Source organism: Bacillus sp. FSL W8-0770 (genome assembly GCF_038008705.1).
Lineage (GTDB): Bacteria > Bacillota > Bacilli > Bacillales > Bacillaceae_G > Bacillus_A > Bacillus_A cereus.
In genome coordinates this window covers 4,744,502-4,766,145 of sequence record NZ_JBBOZR010000001.1, presented here as the reverse complement: position 1 = coordinate 4,766,145, position 21,644 = coordinate 4,744,502, and the positions used below count along the sequence as shown (strand labels likewise).

Here is a 21,644-nt window from a genome sequence, read left to right as displayed (position 1 = left end):
GAAACAGAGTAAGACACTCTACAAAATTCCGCCACTCACACATGAAGTATGAGTTTGGGATATGTAATTATAGTGAATGTTACATTGCTTTTGGGAATACAATGGAGCATTTTACACCTTGAGCTGTGTTTTGTATCCCGTAAGGAAACTGATGTTTATCTAATATTTGTTTCACGATATATAATCCAAGACCACTACCTTGTACTAAACCGTGTTTATCAGGGTTTGCGCGATAAAAAGGCTCAAATAAATGAGCAAGTTTATCTTCATCAATTTGTGAACCTGTATTTAATACTTCTAATGCGTAACCATTTGGTTTTTCATAAAGCTTTATATATACGTGCTGATGGTCAATTGTATAATGAATTGCATTTGAAATAATGTTAAAAATAGCAGTTTGAATAAATTTAGGATCAGCTAAAATTTGTACGTCGTGTTTAATATTAGATTGTACATTTAATTGTTTTACAGATACAAAGTAATCTACTTTCTTCATAACATCCTCAATAATATTAGATAAAGAAATGACTTCTAAATTCGGTTTAAATTGAGGGTTTTGTATTTTGGATAATTCCGACATTTTTTCCGTTAATATGTTAATGTCTTGCATCATCTCGTAGGAACGTTTCAAATACTTATCTCTATCTTTATAAGCTCCAATTCCGTGAATCATGCCATCTAGTTGTCCCATGACGGCTGCGATTGGTGTTTTTAATTCATGGGACACCATAGACATAAATTCTTTACGAGATTGTTCTAATTGTTGTTCCTTCTTGAGCTCGTTTCTTAAATCTTGATTGCTTGCATGTAAATTCTTCACAATATTTGGTACTTGTGAAGCAGCTACTTGCAAATTAAAATCTGTTTGATCTGCATTTTTGTTAAGTAGCTTTTTATCGGAGAAATCAAGATTCATAATATCTTTTAAAGCATCACTCATATATTGAAAAGGTTTGGCAATTAGTTTTGTATAAATTAATGATCCGAGTAGTGATAATGCAAGCATTGTCGCGCCAATATGTGGAGCTAATTGCTGCAACGCATCTGCTAACTTTGGATTATCATTTGTATCATTTGTTTTACTTGCTGCATTTTGTGTATGTAAGGCATCATTATTAGCGGCTTTCTTTTCTGCTTCTGTAGGCGGATTAGAAGTGCTATTTTTCCCCGAAAGATTTTGTGTATGTTCTTTTGCCTTTGCAGTTTGGCTAGGCTGCAAAAGGTGATTGATAGCTGTAGAAAGAGATTTATAATCTATAATAGAAGATTGGAAATTAGAAATACTCCCCTTTGACACAGCTTTATTTTGCTTCGTTTTACTTCCGTCGTTTTGCTTATCTGAATCGGCCTGTTCTGTAGTCGGCGTTCCATTTTCTTTCGCAAAACGTTCTTTATCGTAGTTTGAAGCTAGAAAGTAAATAATTTGATAAAGACAAAGTGATAAAAGAATACAAAATAATAAGGTTTTGATGAAAATATTTTTGGTGATGTTGTCTTTGCTACGATTCGATTTTGTAGCCAATGCCTTTCACCGTTTTAATATAAGGAATTCCTAATTTTTTTCTTAAGTTTTTAATATGTGTATCTATAACTCTTACATCACCATAATGTTCATAGCCCCATACCTTATTCAACAAATCACTTCTTGATAATACTTTTCCTCGATTTTGCAGTAAAGTATAAATAATTTCAAATTCTTTTGTTGTCAATTCAATTTGATTACCATGAACATAAGCTGCATATGCTGTAGAGTTTAACATCAATTCATGGAATTGTAGTATAGTTGCAGCTTCTGCTTCCTTCGTTGCTGCCCTTCTTAATACAGCCTCTACACGCTTAATAAATACAGTGTAATGGAACGGTTTCGTAATATAGTCATCAATACCTAACTCAAATCCTTTAATTTCACTTTCTTCATTATGTAAGCCTGTTAACATAATGATTGGTACATCAGATTGTCCTCGCATAATTTTACAAATACTATAGCCATCTATATCTGGTAACATTACATCGAGGAGGACAAGATCGTATGAATTTTTTTGGAAAAGAAGAATACCTTCTGTTCCGGCACCAACTACATCAACGGTAAAGTTTTGTGCCATTAGAAATTCACGAATCAGTTCTTGTATATCTGGGTTGTCTTCAATCACCAGTATATGCGTCATAGTAACACCTCCTAAATAACGCTTTTTACTGCAATATTCGAATTCATCATTTTTCGAGTGACTCAGATTGTTTATACATATAATAAGCCCCCGCTATAAAATAATCATGAAGGTAGCAAGGGGAATAGTTTAGTGTTACTGAATAATTCAGAATTACAGTAGTTCTATTATAGTATGTATTATAAAATTTATAAAATATTATAACTGTATAATTTTAATATCTACGTTTATCAATGTTTAAATATTAGCTAATCAAATCTATTCCTATTATATATGTAAATACAGTTGTTTTGCTACTGTAAATGAATAAATAAAATAAGCCAAGACATAAAATTCTTGGCTACACATAAATCTTGTTTTTAGGCTATTTTACAGTGACAGTAGCTTGCTGCTGAACGCGCTCAAATAACCAGTGTATATCATTGTTATACATACGAATACAACCAAGTGTTGTCCATTTGCCGATTGCTTGATTATTGTTAGTTCCGTGAATCGCATAAGTTGTTCCGTAAGTTCCTGCCATATTTAATCCGAGCCAACGGTCACCAAGTGGATTACGTGGATCGCCGCCTTTAATTTTGCCTGTATAATAAGGGCGGTTTTTAATTTTATTTACGATTTGAAAAGTGCCTTTAGGTGTAGGTGTTGCAGCTTTTCCAGTAGCGACAGTAAAACTTTTTATAAATTTTCCATCCTGATAATAATCCATTTTATTTAACTGAGTGTCTACGATTAATTGATCTTTCGTTGTAGCTGCCTCTGCACTAGCGAATGGAAGAGTTAAAAATCCTAATGATAATAGTGCGCTTAATAATAATTTTTTCATTGTTATTCTCCTTTTACTATCGTAATAGTCTTACATACAATGAAGTTGTAATCCTCGTAATGCTTTATTTACATTTTCATCTAATGTTTCAAAGAATGTAGTGATTTTGCTGTTGTGTTTGTTGTTATCAATAAGTAATCTTTCATTTAATAAAAGCTCACCACGTAGGCCAAAACTTTGAACTTGAATATTTAGCTCATCTTCATTTTCAGAAATGATTGGTAAGAAATAGTGAAAAGCTTTTGTTGGAATGATGTAGCTTTTGCCAATCATGCTTTCTTGATTTGAATTAATCCATTTTTTCGTGACAATTTTAATATTCTTTTTTGAAACGATAAAAGATAGTGTTGTAGATTTTGTTAAACTTACGTCAAATTCACTTGTTTCACATATTTGTAAATTAAAAACGGTTTCATTTTGATGAGATTCAACATTTGTATTAATAAAATCGTGCATTTTATATGCTTCCATTTCGTATTCACCCTTTTTTCAATTTCGAAAAACGACTTATATTTATTCAAATTAATGCTTAGTCATATATTGGTTAAATTTTTCAACAAATTCCGATATAATCTTACAATACGTATATGAAGCTAATATGAAGTTAGCATGAGTTTGTGATGGTTTTTTATTGAGAACAAAATAAGAGAGCTTTTTTAGTGCTAAAAAATGGATGAAATCTGCATGTTATTAATGCGTCTTTTCGCTATTTCGACTTGGAAAATAATTTTTACTATTTAATAAAGAACGAAAATCATTAGTGTGACCCTTACAAAAATGTAATAAAAATGTAAGCTATTGTGATAGTTATTTCGACAATTTTTTTATACAATAATAGTAAGAAGTTGTACGGGATTGAAAGGAGAGATGACATGGAATGGATTCATGAATTATTTCAGCAATACGGGTATTATGTTGTACTTGTCGGCTTGCTGTTAGAATATATTGCACTTCCGTTTCCGGGAGAGCCAACATTAGCATATGCGGGATTTTTAGCACATAAGGGTGATTTAAGTTTACCGATTTTAATTATTCTATCCTTTATTGGGACAAGTGTAGGAATGACGATTCAATACTTTTTAGGAAATAAATTAGGTATGCCTTTCATTCAAAAGTATGGGAAATACGTATTTTTAACACAAAGAAAAATTGACTTAACGAGAATGTGGTTTGATAAGTATGGGTACTTCCTAATTTTTATTGGTTTCTTTATTCCTGGTGTACGTCATTTCACAGGATACTTTGCAGGAATTATTAATTTACCATTCCGTCGTTTTGCCATTACAATTTATTCAGGCGCTCTATTTTGGGTATCATTCTTCTTAATCGGTGGTTACTGGTTAGGTGGAAACTTACATGATATCTTTGGAGTGCTAGAAGGTCATATCGGTAAAATTATTTTTGGAGTTATTGTGATTGTAGCGGTTACGTTAGGTATTCGTTTCCGTAAGCAGTTAAAACGAGTATTACTACAAAACGCAAGCTAATATGAAATCCATTCTATGTCAGAATTTAGGAAGGCAGTGCAAAAGCACTGCCTTTTTTATTTTATTTTTAAGACTATGTTTAATGCACATTTTACATTCTTTATAGGAATTTGATACAGGATAAGAAATAAGTGTCTTGTCAATTATTATAGTCGTAATGACAATTATAATTGACAAATATAAGGATATTATTTACAATTTTAATTAAATAAATGAAAAAGAGGGAAGACATGAAGCTTCAAAATCGAGTGAGGGAATTGCGAGCAAAGCATCGTTTATCACAAGGGGATTTAGGGAAAGCGATTGGATCATCACGGCAAACGATTAGTTTAATTGAGCGTGGGGATTATGCACCATCTATCGTATTGTCGTTAAAAATCGCACAAATTTTCAATGTACCGGTGGAGGAAATATTTACGTTAGTAGAGGGGGAAGAGGACGATGAAGAGTAAGCGAAAAAAACAATTTGATTCTGTGGGGAAAATAGCATTAAGTATGATGGGTGGCTTTTTAACGTCTTATATAGCTTTAAATTTACTCTCGGATGAACCGAGAAAATTATCATCCAATACATTTATAGGTATATGTACTATTTTTGGAATCTTAATGATGTACTATACTTGGAAGAATACACGTATGTTAGCAGAGGCACGCGATGAAGAAGAGAGCGTACAAGGCAGAAAATTAGGCATTATAAGTATATATTTACGTGTAGGTGATATAGTTACGCAGGCATGGTTTGTATATGCAGTTATTACATGTAGACGTGCACTGTTGCAGGATACAAATGTTTCATTTGCGGTGTGGAATTTAGTAGCTTCTATTGCTTGTTTAACTACTGTAGTAATTATCGGACTCATAACAAAAAATCGTTATAATAAGCTATATCCTGAACAAGGTGTAACGTATATGGAATCTATGAAAATGTGGACGAAAAACGCAGATGAAGGATTAAAGCACATTGTGCATGAGGCTGGATATAAAGCATATGAATTTACGAATACAATATTGGCATATGTATGGTGGGCTGCCGTTATATATACAGCTGCTAGTAATATCAATTTTGTATTAATTGGCTTAATCTCATTTATTTGGATATTGCATCTTGGGAAGTTCATGTACGAAATGCAGAGGAAAATGATTTATTAAGGGGAGAAAAAGGTGGATATTTTAAGAAGGCCAGCTGGCTCAATGACAGTGGCGCTAATTCTGTCCATTTTATACGGAGTAATCCGAACTGGGAAATTAGAAGTAATTTTGAACCTATGGGCAATAGTTGGAATTTTTTTATTAGTGTTAGCCATTCATGAGCTAGGACATGTAGTATTTGGTGTAATAGGTGGTTTAACATTTAAATTTATGACAGTAGGACCCATTACTATTCAAAAAGAAAAGGGAAAATTACGCATTCGAGAAAATAAATTATGGGCTTACTTTGGAGGCGTTGCAACACTAGTACCACCTTCTATAGAGACACCGAATCTTTCGAAAAAGTGGGCATGGCTCACTTTAGGTGGACCGATTACGAGTTTACTGTTTGGTATTACTTCCGGTTACATATACATGGTGAGTTATTATCAATATCTTTTATATTTTTCCTTTTTCCATTTTGCAATCTTTGCGGTTACAATTGTGCCGATAAAAGGAACGCTTATGAGTGATGGGATGCAATTTCTTATTTTAATTAAAGATGATGAAAGAGCTAGAAATCATTTATATGAGATTCAAATATCGAGTGAGTTATTTAGTTATAAAAGACCGAAAGATTGGGATGAAAGATTAGTAGAATTGAGTGAGGAGAAAATAAAAGAGAATAAAGGGATAAGAGAGATAATGAGTAGACTTATGCTTGTCTTCCTTGCTCGTGCAGATCAAGAGGGAATGAAAAGAGCGATACCGTATATAGAACGAATTGTTCAATTACCTGTAACGAAAGAAAATAAGTTTTTCGTTAGTAATTTTCATAGTTGGTATCTTTTATATAAAGCCCTTTATGAGATGGATAGTCTTTCTTTGCAAGAAGCAAAGGAACATGCAAAGGCTATTACAAAAATGGACTTAAACGGATATTATCGTACACAAGGAATTATCAAATATTTAGAGAATGATCTAGAAGCTTCCCATACTTATATGAAGAAAGCTGATAAAGAATTAAAGAGCGCCGAGAAGAGTGAGATGGGATATTTACAATTAGAAAGAGAATGGTTTGAGCAGTTGAAGGTGAGGGTATCTTACGATGGGTGAGGTATCCTCTTTTTTCTATGTCGCCTTATGCCGTTCCATAAATAGCCCGGGGCGAGTAAAATGAGATAAGAAGAGCAAAGCTTGGAGGAAGTAAATATGGAAATTTTATCAATTATTTTGATAGTCTTGCTCATTTATGTTGTTTTTAAAGTGGCATATGTAGCATTAAAGATACTCGCGATCTTATTAATTATCTTTTTAATCGTAGAGTTCGGCAGTAAGTTGCTTGGGGGATAGGGTATGTTGTGCGTTTCGAGTGTCGAAAGATGTCGTTAAATCGATATCTTGTGTTGAACCGTCGATATAATGAAAAAATCGCTGATATAAGTGGAGAAATCGCCGATATATTTGAAAAATCGTTGATATAATCCGGTTGGTACTGGATGGGGTATATGGAAAAGAAGTTGCCGTGAGGGTAACTTCTTTTTATCGTGATGCGGGGATATGCAAAACAATATAAAAAGCTGGAAGAGTATCTTCCAGCTTAAGAGTTACTTTCAATTTGACGACCGCTATCTTCTTCAGTGTCTTGTAATAGGTTGAATACGTCTGCTAGGCAGAATGCAATGAACCAAGTCCATAGACCGTGGAAGAAAGCTGAGCTTAATTGAAGTGGTAATGTATAGTTTGTCATTGAGTAGGAAATACATCCACCAACGATTCCGATCATTGTTAATAACATTGTTTTTTGAGCATTTTCTTCTGGATTGAAGAGGAAGTAAATGTATCCGCCTAAAATTGAAGCGCTTACAAGTGTTTCGATTCCATTAAAGATGATATTCTCTCCAAGCTGAGTGTTTGTCCAGAAGCAGATTGTTCCGCCGATAATAGCAAACAGGACAGCTATTGTATATCGTATATATTGATTCATATGTTCATCTCCCTATGTAATAAGATGATTTGGAAGTCAAAAAGGTAGGTATAGTATATTGAAGTGAGTTTTAATTGTACGTATCTTTTTATAAAAAGATCATTGAAGAGTAACTAAGATGATCGGTTGTTTAAACCGTTACGTGTATGGTGTCTGAAATATACCCGACTGCTCGTTTCTTTTTGCTTGTAAAATAAGAGAAACTTCCAAGTCTATATACTCTTTTTTGTGAGTCTGCTTTCATTATAACACATTTAGGGACATAATGATAGAATTATCTGATTTTGTAATAAGTGTAAAAAATAAAAAGCGTAAGGAAATACCATTAACGGTGCAGTTTAGTGGAAGAAGGATTTTAATTTATTATGATGAAATATGTAATCAAGGTGAGATCTAAGAATGAGGCCTAAATACTATAAAAAATGTTTTATAGCATGAATGTAAGGGAGGAGAGCTAACTTGGAGTTCACAACAGAAAGATTAATAATTAGACCTTTTAAGAGTACTGATTTACAGGATGTATTTGCTATTTATAATAGTGATGATACATGTAAGTTCCTATTACATAATAAGTGGACTCATGAAGACATGCAGAAAAGATTTAATAAGAAGCTAGCAAATAATGTACTTACTAAAGAAACAATATTAAGTTTGGCAGTTATATACAAAACTAAAGTAGTTGGTGATTTATCCGTATGGTACACAAATATGAAAGACACTGTTGAGATTGGTTATAGTTTTTCAAATGAAGTAGCTGGGAGAGGTTTGGCAACAGAAGCAGTAAGTAGTTTGGTATTGAAATTATTTAATGAATGTAATGTACATCGTATACAGGCTAATCTTGATGCACGTAATACAGCTTCACAAAAATTGTGTGAACGAATAGGCATGAGAAAGGAAGCCCATTTCATACAAGATTTTTGGAATAAAGATGAATGGACAGATAGTATTGTATATGGAATGCTATCCTCCGATTTGTAGTAATAAACTTAGTGATTTTATTATGCTAAAAGGTACGTTAGTTGAATAACAAAGGGCATAACATATATGACTAATATGTTATGCCCTTTAATTTATTAACCTGTTTTATATGCGTTTGAAACGGCCGACAATTTCAACTGTTTCAGTAATGTTCATAAATGCTTTGTTATCCACTTGACGGATAATACGTTTCATTTCGCCTAACTCATAGCGAGTCACGACAGTGTAAATCATTTTTTTCTTATGGTTTGTATAGCCGCCGACAGCGTCTACCATTGTCACCCCGCGTATGCCGTGATGTAGTAGTGCGCTTTTTATTTCCTCGCCTTTTTCTGTAATAGTCATTATCGTTAATTTAATATGTTTCGTATGCACAGCGTCGATAACTTTGCTGACTACAAATCGACTAATTAACGTATAAAGTGTAATATCCCATCCGAAAATAAAACCTGCTGCTACAAGTAAGATTAAGTTGAATACAAATATGATTGCTCCAATTGAAACATCTCGATATTTCGCTACAATCAATCCAACAACATCAAAACCACCTGTTGAAGAAGCAAATCGGAATATAATTCCTGAAGCTGCTCCGCAGATAACACCACCGAATACAGAAGAAAGTAAAATATCGTCTGAAACTTGGTGTACCGGGATAATGTTCATCGCTAACGATGAAACAGCTACAAAGTACGCTGTTAAAAAGGTTGTCTTCTTTCCTAAGTAAAAGTGACTTAAAATAAGAAGAGGAATGTTTAGTAAAAAGATAAGTGCACCGATATTGTAGTGCATTAAATAACCGATAATCATCCCTACACCAGCGAATCCACCGCTAATCATATTATGCGGGATAAAAAACATATTCATAGAAATTGCATACAAAATAGAAGCTATAAAAATAACAACCAACTGTATCATAAATTCTAAGTGAAATGTTTTAGCTGCTGGGAAGGATAAAAAGGCGGTGTCGGGAACGTAATCGGCGTCTCCTAGTTGACCCATAGTATGTTTCATCTCCATATTCATTTTTGATTACAAGAAGAGAATAAAGGTTTTTTCAAAAACTGGCAATAGTTTTATTATAATGCAAAAATTTTATAAATTTCTAATAAATCAAGCCTATTCATTGATGTGTGTGAATATGCTAAAGAAAGCGAATACAACGTTTCTTAATTATTGTTTTTTTGAGAAAATATGCAAAATACTTTTTTTGAAAATAAAAGGAAATAGAGAATATTTGCCCGATGTGCTAAAATGACCTTATTAAGGATGTGAAGCGATGGAATTTTTATTGCAGGATGCAATTCTATATATATCGTTTGTAACGACAGCACTTTGTTTATTAGAAGTTTTCTTCCTTGCTAATGTTTCTCGCTTTGTGCGTCAACAAGCATCAAGCGGTAGACAAAGAGCTTTTGCGTTAGTTGATACATGTGAAGATAGTGCGGGAAATGTACCGCTATTTTCAATTTTTTATAAATATGGAATGATTCGTTCTGTACGCAGACAAGAATCAAGTGAAGAGAATGATGAGGTTGGTCCGTATACACCAATGTTTCGCTAAATAATTACGAAACATTGGAGGAATGAACATGTTAAAATCATACCGAGCTGCGCTCATTAGTTTATCAGTAGTACTTGTTTTTGTTTTATCTGGCTGCAGTAATGCAGGCACAATTGATTCACATAGTACGGGAATATGGAACCACTATTTCGTATATCCAATCTCGTATATGATTCAATTTGTTGCTCATCATATACCGGGAGCTAGCTTCGGGGTTGCTATCATTATTATGACGCTCGTTATTCGTTCAGCCATGATTCCATTAGCTGTTTCGCAATATCGCAGCCAAGCGAAAATGAAGAAAATGCAACCTGAATTGCAGAAGCTAAAGAAAAAATACGGTGATGTAAGCAAAGACCTTGAAAAACAAAAGCAGTATCAAAAAGAAATGTCAGAACTAATGAAATCAGGCGGTTGGAATCCACTTGCTGGTTGCTGGCCAATTTTTATACAAATGCCGATTTTCTCTGCTTTGTATTATGCGATTAGCAGAACGGAAGAGATTCGCACATCTTCGTTTTTATGGGTGAACCTAGGACATGCAGATCCATATCATATATTACCGATTATTGCAGCGTTAACGACATTTATTCAGATGAAAGTTTTCCAATCGAATATTACACCTGGAGAACAAGTACAGATGCTAAAGATACAGCAAATTATGATGCCAGCAATGATTCTATTTATGGGGTTTGCGGCGCCATCAGGACTTGTGTTGTACTGGATAACAGGTAACTTATTTACAATGACACAAACAATTGTATTAAGAAAAATAATGGAACGTGAAGAGTTACAATTACAAAAAGCATAGAGAAACACCGCTCATTACGAGCGGTGTTTTTTATTTGAATCGTTAAGGAAATTTTAAGAAACCAATATTACTATTGGCGTTGTATACGAAAGTGTACATGCTTTAGAAATATGAAGGAGGAAATTTCCTATGAAGAAGAAAACAGTTGGTTATTTAGCGATTGCAGGTGCTTTATCATTCGGAATCATTGGAGGAGTCGGTGTTCCGGCATTCGCGGCAACAAATACTCCAACAGCTGAGCAAGCGACAAAAACAGCGAAAAAAGATTTAGATGCCGCTACAAAACAAAAAGTAAAAACGATTATGGACGATACAAAGAAACAGTTACAGGAGCTAGGTGTAAAGCTTCCAGAAAAAGAAAAACGTAAAGAAATGTTTGCGGGATTAGATGAACAAACAAAAGAAAAAGCGAAATCTATTTTAGAGCAAGAGAAATCTGGAAAATTAACACGTGAACAAGCAAAAGAGGAATTGACAAAGCTAGGCGTAAAAATGCCGGAGAAAGGTAAGCGTGGAGACATGTTTGCTAACTTAGATGAGCAGGCGAAAGAGAAAGCGAAGTCGATTTTAGAGCAAAAGAAATCTGGAAAATTAACGCATGAGCAAGCAAAAGAGGAATTAACAAAGCTAGGCGTGAAAATGCCGGAGAAAGGTAAACATGGAGACATGTTTGCTAACTTAGATGAACAGGCAAAAGAAAAAGCAAAGTCAATTTTAGAGCAAAAGAAATCTGGAAAATTAACGCATGAGCAAGCAAAAGAAGAATTAACAAAATTAGGTGTGAAACTTCCAGAGAAAGAGAAGCATGAAGACATGTTTGCAGGATTAGATGAAGCAACAAAAACAAAAGCAAAAGCGATTTTAGACAATGAAAAGAAACAATTAGAGGCATTGAATGTTGATTTACCGCACCATAAGTTTTTTATGAAAAAAGAAGATAAATAATTGATTTATGTATCTTTCGTGGGGCAACCGGAAGGCACGTGCGAGGACCGATTTCTACTTATAGAAATCGGTCTCTTTTAATGATTCAATAAAATTCTTTTCATAGTTAGTATGTATCCGAAGACGCAGTAGAAGATTGCAAAACCGATAAACACTTCCGTATATTGATATTTACCCAATACGTAGAAGGAAACAGCTGGTATAATAGCTACCGCTAAAATGCTATAACCAGGATACTTGTGCCTATGCATGATAGCGAATAGAACAGAGAGAAACGTAGCAATGATACAAAAAACAGCAATCATTATTGGTGCATCTCCTATATAAATTATACCAATTTTAGGGAATTAGAGAAATATTACAGCTTCTGTTATAATATAAGAAGATAAATATTTCCTATGTTATATAAAAAATATATTGATTTTTTCTAACAATTCAATATAATGAACAATAACTACAAAATTCGACATCAAGAAGTGATGATGAGGACACGATCAATTTTTTACGATTCTCAGAGAGGGAAGCCTTTGGCTGTGAGCTTCCTAATACGGAAAAATGGATTACCACCTCTGAACTGCAGCAGTGAACGAGCATCTAGTAATTGCTTGCCGGCAAAAACCGTTATTTAGACTTGAGAAATTGGTGAAGTGTATTACTTTACGAATTGAAACAAGGGTGGAACCACGAATACAACACTCGTCCCTTTTTTAGGGAGGAGTGTTTTTTTATTTCATTTTTGCATCACACTAGGATTGGAAGGAGGATACGCAGCATGCATCATGATGAGAAGAACAAAATTGGTTTAACAGTAGCACTTTCTATCGTAGTAGGAACGATTATTGGATCTGGTGTGTTTATGAAACCAGGGAGCGTATTAGATTACTCGGGGAGTTCTAATATGGCCATTCTTGCTTGGATAATTGGTGGTCTGTTGACGCTAGCAAGTGGTTTAACAGTAGCTGAAATTGGAGCGCAAATCCCGAAAAATGGTGGGTTGTATACGTATTTAGAGGAGATTTACGGAAGTTTTTGGGGATATTTATCAGGTTGGATGCAAACAATTGTTTATGGACCTGCTATTATCGGAACATTAGGTTTATACTTTAGTTCTTTAATGATTAATTTTTTCTATTTAGATAAAGTGTGGAATTTACCAATCGCAATTGGAACGGTTGTGTTCCTTGGCGTTGTAAATAGCATGGGAACAAAATACGGAGGTATCGTTCAAACAATCACGACAATTGGGAAGATGATTCCGATTGTGTTAATTGTTGTGCTAGGTTTCTGGAAAGGGAATAGCGATATTTTTAACGTAGTTGTGCCGATATCGGAAAATCAAAGTATCGGTATGGCAATTTTAGCAACGTTATTTGCTTATGACGGCTGGATTTTACTTGCTTCGATTGGTGGAGAAATGAAGAATCCAACAAAGTTATTACCGAAAGCAATGACAGTAGGGATTTTAATCGTAACGGCTGCTTACGTATTAATTAACTTGGCGTTATTAAATGTATTACCAGCAGCAAAAATTGTAGACCTTGGAGAAAATGCAACAGCGACAGCTGCAGGCATGTTACTTGGAGAATATGGCGGAAAAATTATTAGTATCGGTATTATCGTTTCTATTTTCGGCTGTTTAAATGGAAAGATTTTAACGTTCCCACGTATCCCAATGTCTATGGCAGAGCGTGGACAACTTCCATTTTCTAAGTTTATTGCAAAGGAAAGTCCGAGATTTAAAACACCAGCAAATGCGATTACTGTTGAAATTATTTTAGGAATTATTTTAATGATTATTAGTGATCCAAATAAGCTATCTGAGATTTCCGTATTCATTATTTATATTTTCTATGTAATGACGTTTATTGGTGTCTTCATTTTAAGAAAACGTAATAAGAATAAAGAGCGTGCATATAGTGTACCGTTATTCCCAATCGTACCAATTGTAGCGATTTTAGGTTCGTTCTTTGTAATTGGTAGTGCGATTATTAACGATCCAGTAAGTTGTTTCTTATCGATTGGAATTGTATTTACGGGACTTCCGGTGTATTGGTACTTGAATAAGAAGAAAGAAACAGAATGATGAAAAGGTAGGCGTATTATACGCCTACCTTTTTTACTGTAAAAAAATTGTACTTGCGTCCATTTTCTATTTTGGTTACTATAGTCGTAGTAACCAAAATAGAAAGCGTGGGGAAAGACTTGAATTTTCGTGTTTATATTTTAGCTATCGCGGCTTTTGTAGTCGGAACGGTTGAGCTAATTATAGGAGGAACGCTCGATTTAGTTGCCAATGATTTAGGAGTATCTATTAGTGTAGCTGGTCAGCTTATAACAATATTTTCGGTAGTATTTGCTTTGTCAGGTCCAGTTTTATTAGCTTTGACAGGGAAGTTTGAAAGAAAAACATTGTATGTTGGAGCATTATCGATTTTCTTAATCGGAAATATTATTTCGGCATTTAGTGTGAATTACGGAATGCTGATGTTCTCAAGGGTTATTTGTGCGGCCAGTGGTTCATTAATTATTGCACTATCGGTAACACTTGCTTCTAGTGTAGTAGAACCGCATTTTCGTGCGCGTGCAATTGGAATCATTTTTATGGGAATTAGTGGATCACTCGTACTTGGAGTACCGCTTGGTCTTGTACTCGGAAATGCATACGGATGGCGTGCACCATTTGTATTAATTTCGGTATTAACAGTTATGGCAATTGCTTGTATTTCATTATTCTTAACGAAAGTACCACCGACATCGGTATTATCAATAAAAGAACAACTTGCTACTTTAAAAGATAAAAAAATTGTAAGTGCACAGTTAACATCATTTTTGTTTTTAACAGGGCATTTAACATTGTATGCATATTTAACACCGTTTTTAAAAGATGTCATGCATGTTGAAGCAAACTGGATTAGTGTGTTTTACTTTATTTTCGGAATCGCAGCAGTAATTGGTGGCGGATTCGGTGGCTGGCTTGCTGATAAATGGGGATCGAAGAAAAGTATTATTTCTATCATTATCGTATTTGCGTGTGCAATCTTCATACTGCCATTAATGACATTCTCATTCCCGCTCTTCATCATTATGATGGGACTTTGGAGTATGCTGAGCTGGGCGATTTCACCAGCGCAACAAAACTATTTAATTGAAATTGCACCAGAATCAGCTGGTATTCAGCAAAGTTTAAATAACTCTGCCCTTCACTTAGGGATTGCGCTCGGTTCAACAGTAGGCGGAGTTGTTATTGAAAAATCATCTGTTATATATAACGCTTGGGTAGGCGGTGGCTTTATTATATTAGCTCTGCTTTGTGCGATTTTCTCGATTACAAGAGGACGTTCTACTCAGTTTGCAAAAGAAGAATCTATCGTTTGATAGGTTCTTTTTTTTGTAAAAAATTGCAGGTTTTAGTAGATGTATGGAGAACGTTGTATATAGCGAGGTGATGGATATGTATACGAATTTTTCAATTATTGGTCTTCTAATTTCAATGCTCCCCTTGTTTCTTATTATTCTTGCACTTAGATGGGTTCGTTTCATCTATAAAAATTCAGAGAAACAGGTAGAGCAAAATGAGAAAATCATTGAGCTGTTGATGGAGATAAAGGAACAAAACGAAAAGGAGTCTAAGTGAAAAACTAGACTCCTTTTTATTATTTAATTAGTATCTTAATTTCATTAACAAACTCTTAATTTCCTCATCTTCCATAAAGAGGTCATGGTGTTTCTGGGTAATCTTTGCAAGTGCAACGTCGTGATAGAAAAATTCTGTAAAGAACTTCACGAAAGGTTGTGACATTGTTTTCATCGCTTGCCATGACTCTTGTTCTACGCCAGCAAATAAAATTTCACGATCGTCAACGATGAGTAGCAAATAGCGCTCTAATGCATTAGGTTCTTCAGCTGGGATTAGAAAATGCATGTTTTCTAAGTCTGTTTCTACTTCTCCAACAATAAGGGATTCAATTTGAACACCTTGTTTTGCTTTTTGTTCTAGTAAAGGAAGATATTCTAAAAGAGTATCATTCCAAGCTGAAATACGGATTGATTCTTTTGCACTTTCAATGAGTTCCTTACTTTGAACTCGAATAGAAGATTGCATTTTTAAGCTCCACACACGGTCATCTGTAAATGATTTTTTTGATATATTTGTTTCCAGTTCTTTAATATTTGATTGGAATTCTGTCGTTAATTTTTCAATTGCTAGCTTTAGTGGTAATGCTGTATACAGTTTTTTCTTTTCTGAAACAGAATCCATTACCATTCCTTTATCGATTAGGCGTGCTAGCACTTCATATATTTTTGCTTTTGGAACACCTGAATGCTTCACAATCGTTGTAGCATCTAATGGTTCATTGCTTGATACGACAACTTCATAAGCTTGGCTTTCATATTGTGAGAAACCGAATTTTTGTAACATAGTTCCCTCCGAACGAATGAGATTATATTTTAAGGATAATGAACTATTTGTTTTTGCACAAGTGGTAGTCCGTTTTCTAATTGTATTAAGGTGAGAATTAATTTCAATTTTTTAATTTTATCTATTATACTTAATATAATGATTAATAAGATTTTAATTTAATGCGAAGGGGATGCTGGGGGGAAGATGTTAAGAAGTTTACGTTTAAAAATTGCGGTAGTGTTTTCAGTTCTTATTTCTATGATGTTCGTAATATTGGGTACAGCTGTGTATCAATTACAGAAAGAAAAGGAAGTGCGTTCCTTAGACGAGTATTCTCAAAATGCGATGGATCTTGTAACAGAGCAACTTACGACATTTGTTCAAAGAACGGATGAAGATATGGGGTATTACGCGAACAGTGAGATGATTCGTAATATACTTCAAGGTGGGGTTACTCCAGAAGAGGAAGCGTTTTTAACGAAAGAGTTTGCGGAGTATAAAAAGAATCATCCTGGTATTTTAGATTTATATATTGGTACGAAAGATAAAAAAACATTAAGTGCCAATCTTGCTGAAGGTGGGCAAGTGCCAGAAGGATACGATCCAACGACAAGACCATGGTATAAAGATTCAGAGGCTGATGTAAAAAAGGTCCATTGGGGACAACCTTCTTATGAAATTGCAACAGGAAAGTTAAGTGTAGGTGTTTCTAAAGCAATTACAGCTCAAGATGGATCTGTATTAGGCGTTGTTGCGATGGATGTATCGCTTGGGACGATTCAGAAGTTGCTTCACAATATTCAATACAATAATGATGGAGAAATGTTTATTATAAATGATAAAAATATGGCTCTTGTTTATCCAGAAAAGATAGGAAAAGATGTTTCTAAAGAGCCACTTATAAAGAGCTTAAATAAAGAGGTAACAAAATATGCGGTCACTACAATAAAAGGTGAAGATGTAGTTGTTTATAGTCAATCATTTGATACGATGAAATGGACGATAGGAATCTTTTATCCGAAAGAAACGATCGATGGGCTATTAAATAGTACAAGAAATACAGTTATTATAATGGCATGTATTAGTTTATTAGTTGGAATCGTAGCTTCCTACTTGTTCTCAAGAAGATTAGCAAGACCACTGCAACTATTAAAGAATCACGTGCAAAAAGTAGCAGAAGGCGATTTAACGCTGCGAATGAAAGTGACAAGTAAAGATGAAGTTGGAGAGTTGACTAAGCACTTTAATGATATGGTTGAACAAATGAATGAAATGGTAAGTAAAATTAAAAACAGCGTATCAACGGTGCAACAATCAACGAATAGTTTACACTATTTAACGAATGAAACAGTAGCGGCTAGTAGAGAAGTTTCAGGAGCAATGGATGATGTGAGTGGAGGAGCTTCTACTCTTGCGAATAGTGTGGATGAAGTTTCAGCTCAGCTCGAGAATATGGCGGAGTCAGTGGAACAAATGAATAGCTCCGTTGGTGAGATAAAAGGAGTGGCTGGCAAAGCGGAAGAGGCATCTAAGCAAGGATTAAATACAATGAGGAATTTAATCCGTACGAGGGGACAATCATCTTCGATTGTTGTTCATACAGAAGAAGCATCGGATAAGTTAGAACAAAGAGTTGGATCGATTCAAAATGTTGTTGAGCTTATAAAAGGCATTTCAGATCAAACAAATTTACTTGCTTTAAATGCATCGATTGAAGCTGCCCGTGCAGGTGAGCAAGGTAAGGGATTTGCGGTTGTTGCTGAAGAGGTTCGGAAATTAGCGGAACAATCAAAAGAGGCAACCGGAGAAATCACAACGATGATTGGTGATGTACAATTAGAAGTAAAAAGGGTTGTAGAAGTTGTAAGTAAATTGAAAGACATTGCAGATGTGCAAAATAAAGTGACGACAGAGGCGGAAATGGAGTTCCGCACAATTATGTCAGTCGTAAATACGATTAGTACTTCAGTTGAAAAAATTGTAGAAGAGGTACATAACATAGGTTACGAGCAAGGGGAAATTACAGCGGTAATGCATACAATTGCTGGTACGAGTCAAGAAAGTGCAGCTGTTTCTGAAGAGGTACATGCTGCAACGGAATCACAGGTGAATCATTTAGAAAAGGTAGCTCACACGATGGAAAGTTTGACAGAACATATGAGAGATTTAGAAAGATTAGTCGAGCAGTTTAAAGTGGAAGAGTAACATATTAGTAAAATGATGAGGATTTCGGTAAAATAGACAATGGATATATAAGAAACGATTATAGGAGGAAGACTACTATGGCAATTGTTGATGTATCGATTATTCCAGTAGGAACAGGTAATCCAAGTGTTAGTGAATATGTAGCAGAAGTACAAAAGGTGCTAGAGAAAAATGCGGATCGCGTGAAGTATCAATTAACACCGATGAATACAATTATTGAAGGAGATCTTCCTGTCATTCTAGAAGTAATTCAACAAATGCATGAAGTTCCATATACGAAAGGTGCACAGCGTGTTGCAACAACAATTCGTATTGATGATCGTCGTGATAAAGTAAGCACAATGGAGAAAAAATTAAACTCTGTTCGATCAAAATTATAAAGAAAAGCAGCGATTTTCGCTGCTTTTTTCATATAGGAGGTAAATAAGATGAGTGAAAAGTTTAACGAACAATTTGACGGGTTGTTAGAGAAATACACGGAACTGTTACTTGGAGAGAGCAATGAAGAGAGAAAAGAACAGGTACAGAAGTGGGCACTTTATTCTTACATAGCGAAGACGATGCCAGCTTTAGTGAAGCATTGGAATGAGACGTATCCCGATGCGAAAGAAGAGATGGTGCAGTTAATTACGGATATTAAAAGGCTGAATGAAGAGAAGCGAAATGAGCAATAAAAAAACTTGAGGGAAATATAATCGTAAGTTTTCTGTATTAATATCCTTATATAATTTACATGGAATATTAAGGGTTTTATAGGCATGTCGAATATTTTCGACATGCCTATTTTATGCCTAGTAAACTCCATTTTTCTAAATGTCGAAAAATATTTCAGGTATATTTATAAGCGGAAATATAGGGTTTTAAATGTTTTTATAGTATTTTATAAATTATCTAAATAATTATTTGTATCCAATAATTTTAAACAATGATATAATTTTGAAGAGGGGTAAAAAACAGATAAATCAAGTCATAGGGGTGAATTACATGGAACAATTAATGCGAAATTCGTTTCTTTTCTTATCTAAAAATAAAGCGCTAACAAAACTGGCTAAAAAGTACGGTTTACGCTTTGGTGCAGGTCGCTTTGTCGCAGGGGAGACAATTGAATTAGCGACAGCAGCTATTAAGCAATTGAACAAGCAAGGACTTTGTGTAACAATCGATTATTTAGGGGAATTCGTTGATAATGAAGCGGAAGCAAATGAAATGGCTAACCAATCGATTGAAGCAATCCGTGCAATTGGAAGAGAAGGTCTTGATTCGCAGCTTTCTTTAAAGATGACTTCTATGGGATTAGATATCTCTGATGAAATCGTAATGAACAATATGCGCCGTATTTTAGAAGCGGCGAAAGAAAATGGTGTGTTCGTTACCATTGATATGGAAGACTATACACGCTGTGGTAAAACAATTGATATCTTTAAACAATTAAAATCTGAATACGATAATATTGGTACTGTTATTCAAGCTTACCTATATCGTACAGAAAAAGATATTGAAGATTTAAATGCTTATAATCCTAATTTACGTCTTGTAAAAGGTGCTTATAAAGAACCTGAAGAAGTGGCATTCCCAGACAAGAAAGATGTAGATGACAATTATAAAAAAATTATTAAAATGCACTTATTAAATGGAAATTATACTGCAATTGCTTCACATGACGAAGCGATTATTGAATATACAAAAAAACTTGCTGAAGAACACAACATTCCAAGGGATCAATTTGAATTCCAAATGTTATATGGTATTCGTAATGAGCGTCAACTTGAGCTAGTAAAAGAAGGCTACAAAATGCGTGTTTACGTACCTTATGGAAACGACTGGTATGGATATTTCATGCGTCGTCTAGCAGAGCGTCCAGCAAACGTTGCGTTCGTATTAAAAGGTATGGTTAAAAAATAACCAAGGAGAAAATACTCCTTGGTTATTTTAATTGCTGAAATGCATAATGTGCCATTTTCTTCGTATCAGGATACAGTTGCTTGCGGGTAGAAGATAATACAACATTAATGACACGTTTACCGTCTTTTTCATCCACTGTTACGACTGTATATTTGCCAAGTGCTGATAGACCGCTTTTACTTCCAATCGCATATGGATCGTCATATAGTTCTTCTCGTCCGTAGTTTGCGATGTTTGGAGAGCGTTCTGAAGTATGTAGAGTTGTACGCGTTGAATTCATATATTCTAAAACAACTGGATACTTTAATGCTTCTTTCGTAATAATAGCAATGTCATATGGTGATACTTTATTCCCAATTGCATCAGCACCACTTGCGTTTTTGAAAGTCGCATGCTTTGTACCAAGTTCCTTCGCTCTAGCATTCATCATTTTCACAAATTCATTTTTTGATCCTGCAATATGTTCTGCAATTGATTCAGCTATTGGATCTGCACTAATGATAAGCATAAGTTTTAATGCCTCATCACGCTTTAATTTTTCTCCAGCACGAAGTTTAATTTTCTTGCTTTGACTTTCTGTTTTAATTGCGTTTTCTGTAACCGTAATTTCTTCATCTTCTTTTACATTCTCTAGTAAAAGAAGGGTTGTCATCATTTTGGCTATACTAGCCGGATAAGAGCGTTCGTCTTCGCGTTTCCCATACAAAATTTCACCTGTGTTTGCATCGATTGTAACCCCATATTGCCCAGTAATGTTAGGTTGATCAGCTCTTACAGCTTGTTGTCTTTGTGCATAAGAGAAGAAAATCATCCCTGTAAATAGTGTGGCAATCATTACAATCATAACTATTGTTCGTTTCATTATAATTCCCTCATTTGTTACAAATAAATTGGGCAGAAAAAGCAGCCATTAATCATTATGCCACGTTCTCTGCCCAAAAATATAGCGTTATTTTTCGCCCATATTATGCTTTTTATATTGTTGGTTATTACCTTGACGTCCTTTTTCCACGCCGTGGTTATGCGGACCTGCGTTTCCAGTTACACTAGCTGCACTAATTCCAGCCTTTGAAGGGTTCTTCTTAAGTTTTGCCATATATATTCCTCCAGTTTCGTCAGATTATAAAAAGGGAAAGTGTATTTTAGTGAAGAAAATACATATATAGCATGGCCAAATGAAAGAAAAATATTTATTTCAGAAAATTTTATCAATAAATATATTGCGAAAATTTAAACAGTATCAT

General features: G+C 34.5%; 26 protein-coding genes and 1 other annotated feature. Of the genes, 16 read left to right on the top strand and 10 right to left on the bottom strand.

The features are described 5' to 3' along the window. Positions 1-79 precede the first annotated feature (79 nt). From NST27_RS24700 to NST27_RS24685, 4 genes are all read right to left on the bottom strand, one after another. The gene (locus tag NST27_RS24700; protein WP_000201959.1) at positions 80-1,522 is read right to left on the bottom strand and encodes a sensor histidine kinase; all 1,443 of its coding nucleotides are present in this window, start codon (positions 1,520-1,522) and stop codon (positions 80-82) included. Beyond that, positions 1,500-2,165: a response regulator transcription factor gene (locus NST27_RS24695; protein WP_000148833.1), complete on the bottom strand. Its 666-nt coding sequence runs from the start codon at positions 2,163-2,165 to the stop codon at positions 1,500-1,502. The genes NST27_RS24700 and NST27_RS24695 overlap by 23 nt, the downstream gene beginning before the upstream one ends. A gap of 364 nt (positions 2,166-2,529) precedes the next feature. Continuing rightward, the gene (locus NST27_RS24690) at positions 2,530-2,991 is read right to left on the bottom strand and encodes a L,D-transpeptidase (RefSeq protein WP_000735058.1); all 462 of its coding nucleotides are present in this window, start codon (positions 2,989-2,991) and stop codon (positions 2,530-2,532) included. A gap of 30 nt (positions 2,992-3,021) precedes the next feature. Then, positions 3,022-3,462: a DUF3978 family protein gene (locus NST27_RS24685; RefSeq protein ID WP_000388768.1), complete on the bottom strand. Its 441-nt coding sequence runs from the start codon at positions 3,460-3,462 to the stop codon at positions 3,022-3,024. 401 nt (positions 3,463-3,863) lie between these two features. Here NST27_RS24685 and NST27_RS24680 point away from each other — a divergent pair, with 401 nt between their 5' ends. The 5 genes from NST27_RS24680 to NST27_RS24660 all read left to right on the top strand — a co-directional run bounded on the left by NST27_RS24680 (position 3,864) and on the right by NST27_RS24660 (position 6,959). Continuing rightward, positions 3,864-4,478, top strand: a complete 615-nt coding sequence (locus NST27_RS24680) for a DedA family protein (RefSeq protein ID WP_000454754.1) — start codon at positions 3,864-3,866, stop codon at positions 4,476-4,478. A 230-nt stretch (positions 4,479-4,708) separates the two neighbouring features. Continuing rightward, positions 4,709-4,930 carry a helix-turn-helix transcriptional regulator gene (locus tag NST27_RS24675; protein ID WP_000776168.1) on the top strand — a complete coding sequence of 74 codons (222 nt, stop codon included), beginning with the start codon at positions 4,709-4,711 and terminating at the stop codon, positions 4,928-4,930. After that, positions 4,920-5,627, top strand: coding sequence for a DUF3169 family protein (locus NST27_RS24670; RefSeq protein ID WP_047387122.1), 708 nt, complete (start codon positions 4,920-4,922; stop codon positions 5,625-5,627). Before NST27_RS24675 ends, NST27_RS24670 begins: the two co-directional genes overlap by 11 nt. A 42-nt stretch (positions 5,628-5,669) precedes the next feature. Next, positions 5,670-6,722 (top strand): site-2 protease family protein, encoded by a 1,053-nt coding sequence (locus NST27_RS24665; protein ID WP_002097959.1) that lies wholly within the window; start codon positions 5,670-5,672, stop codon positions 6,720-6,722. Between the two features lie 96 nt (positions 6,723-6,818). Then, the gene (locus NST27_RS24660; protein ID WP_000404758.1) at positions 6,819-6,959 is read left to right on the top strand and encodes a DUF3985 family protein; all 141 of its coding nucleotides are present in this window, start codon (positions 6,819-6,821) and stop codon (positions 6,957-6,959) included. 247 nt (positions 6,960-7,206) lie between these two features. Here NST27_RS24660 and NST27_RS24655 read toward each other — a convergent pair whose 3' ends face one another. Further along, positions 7,207-7,593, bottom strand: coding sequence for a DUF3938 domain-containing protein (locus NST27_RS24655; protein ID WP_001077776.1), 387 nt, complete (start codon positions 7,591-7,593; stop codon positions 7,207-7,209). Positions 7,594-8,052: 459 nt separating this feature from the next. Here NST27_RS24655 and NST27_RS24650 point away from each other — a divergent pair, with 459 nt between their 5' ends. After that, a complete protein-coding gene (locus NST27_RS24650) occupies positions 8,053-8,574 on the top strand; it encodes a GNAT family N-acetyltransferase (protein ID WP_000397307.1) in 522 nt (173 codons plus the stop codon). Positions 8,575-8,679: 105 nt separating this feature from the next. Here the strand turns inward: NST27_RS24650 and NST27_RS24645 are convergent, their stop codons facing one another. Then, complete coding sequence (locus NST27_RS24645) at positions 8,680-9,573, bottom strand: YitT family protein (protein WP_000530044.1); 894 nt, start codon at positions 9,571-9,573, stop codon at positions 8,680-8,682. 277 nt (positions 9,574-9,850) lie between these two features. Between NST27_RS24645 and NST27_RS24640 the strand changes: the two genes are divergently transcribed. From NST27_RS24640 to NST27_RS24630, 3 genes are all read left to right on the top strand, one after another. Continuing rightward, the gene (locus NST27_RS24640; protein ID WP_000394930.1) at positions 9,851-10,135 is read left to right on the top strand and encodes a hypothetical protein; all 285 of its coding nucleotides are present in this window, start codon (positions 9,851-9,853) and stop codon (positions 10,133-10,135) included. Positions 10,136-10,163: 28 nt separating this feature from the next. Continuing rightward, on the top strand, positions 10,164-10,946 hold the full coding sequence (locus NST27_RS24635) for a membrane protein insertase YidC (RefSeq protein ID WP_047387116.1): 783 nt from the start codon (positions 10,164-10,166) through the stop codon (positions 10,944-10,946). 129 nt (positions 10,947-11,075) lie between these two features. After that, a complete protein-coding gene (locus NST27_RS24630; protein WP_000730880.1) occupies positions 11,076-11,891 on the top strand; it encodes a hypothetical protein in 816 nt (271 codons plus the stop codon). A gap of 77 nt (positions 11,892-11,968) precedes the next feature. Here the strand turns inward: NST27_RS24630 and NST27_RS24625 are convergent, their stop codons facing one another. Continuing rightward, positions 11,969-12,196 carry a hypothetical protein gene (locus NST27_RS24625; RefSeq protein ID WP_000562239.1) on the bottom strand — a complete coding sequence of 76 codons (228 nt, stop codon included), beginning with the start codon at positions 12,194-12,196 and terminating at the stop codon, positions 11,969-11,971. Between the two features lie 165 nt (positions 12,197-12,361). After that, positions 12,362-12,598, top strand: a binding site (T-box leader). A 65-nt stretch (positions 12,599-12,663) separates the two neighbouring features. Here NST27_RS24625 and NST27_RS24620 point away from each other — a divergent pair. From NST27_RS24620 to NST27_RS24610, 3 genes are all read left to right on the top strand, one after another. After that, positions 12,664-13,974: an APC family permease gene (locus tag NST27_RS24620; RefSeq protein ID WP_000546299.1), complete on the top strand. Its 1,311-nt coding sequence runs from the start codon at positions 12,664-12,666 to the stop codon at positions 13,972-13,974. A gap of 107 nt (positions 13,975-14,081) precedes the next feature. After that, complete coding sequence (locus NST27_RS24615; RefSeq protein WP_141526343.1) at positions 14,082-15,266, top strand: MFS transporter; 1,185 nt, start codon at positions 14,082-14,084, stop codon at positions 15,264-15,266. Between the two features lie 76 nt (positions 15,267-15,342). Next, on the top strand, positions 15,343-15,525 hold the full coding sequence (locus tag NST27_RS24610) for a hypothetical protein (RefSeq protein ID WP_000288473.1): 183 nt from the start codon (positions 15,343-15,345) through the stop codon (positions 15,523-15,525). Between the two features lie 27 nt (positions 15,526-15,552). On the opposite strand, the gene NST27_RS24605 is transcribed toward NST27_RS24610, so the two are convergent. Continuing rightward, the gene (locus NST27_RS24605) at positions 15,553-16,311 is read right to left on the bottom strand and encodes a TrmB family transcriptional regulator (protein ID WP_000939479.1); all 759 of its coding nucleotides are present in this window, start codon (positions 16,309-16,311) and stop codon (positions 15,553-15,555) included. A gap of 186 nt (positions 16,312-16,497) precedes the next feature. Here NST27_RS24605 and NST27_RS24600 point away from each other — a divergent pair, with 186 nt between their 5' ends. The 4 genes from NST27_RS24600 to NST27_RS24585 all read left to right on the top strand — a co-directional run bounded on the left by NST27_RS24600 (position 16,498) and on the right by NST27_RS24585 (position 20,400). Beyond that, positions 16,498-18,498 (top strand): methyl-accepting chemotaxis protein, encoded by a 2,001-nt coding sequence (locus NST27_RS24600; protein WP_030029149.1) that lies wholly within the window; start codon positions 16,498-16,500, stop codon positions 18,496-18,498. A 77-nt stretch (positions 18,499-18,575) separates the two neighbouring features. Next, positions 18,576-18,878 (top strand): MTH1187 family thiamine-binding protein, encoded by a 303-nt coding sequence (locus NST27_RS24595; RefSeq protein ID WP_001018860.1) that lies wholly within the window; start codon positions 18,576-18,578, stop codon positions 18,876-18,878. 48 nt (positions 18,879-18,926) lie between these two features. Then, positions 18,927-19,172 (top strand): YusU family protein, encoded by a 246-nt coding sequence (locus NST27_RS24590; RefSeq protein WP_001290594.1) that lies wholly within the window; start codon positions 18,927-18,929, stop codon positions 19,170-19,172. A gap of 310 nt (positions 19,173-19,482) precedes the next feature. After that, on the top strand, positions 19,483-20,400 hold the full coding sequence (locus NST27_RS24585; protein ID WP_000436772.1) for a proline dehydrogenase family protein: 918 nt from the start codon (positions 19,483-19,485) through the stop codon (positions 20,398-20,400). A gap of 22 nt (positions 20,401-20,422) precedes the next feature. Here the strand turns inward: NST27_RS24585 and NST27_RS24580 are convergent, their stop codons facing one another. Beyond that, a complete protein-coding gene (locus tag NST27_RS24580) occupies positions 20,423-21,262 on the bottom strand; it encodes a D-alanyl-D-alanine carboxypeptidase family protein (protein WP_000831466.1) in 840 nt (279 codons plus the stop codon). An 87-nt stretch (positions 21,263-21,349) separates the two neighbouring features. Next, positions 21,350-21,496: a YuzL family protein gene (locus NST27_RS24575; protein ID WP_001096344.1), complete on the bottom strand. Its 147-nt coding sequence runs from the start codon at positions 21,494-21,496 to the stop codon at positions 21,350-21,352. Between the last annotated feature and the right edge of the window lie 148 nt (positions 21,497-21,644).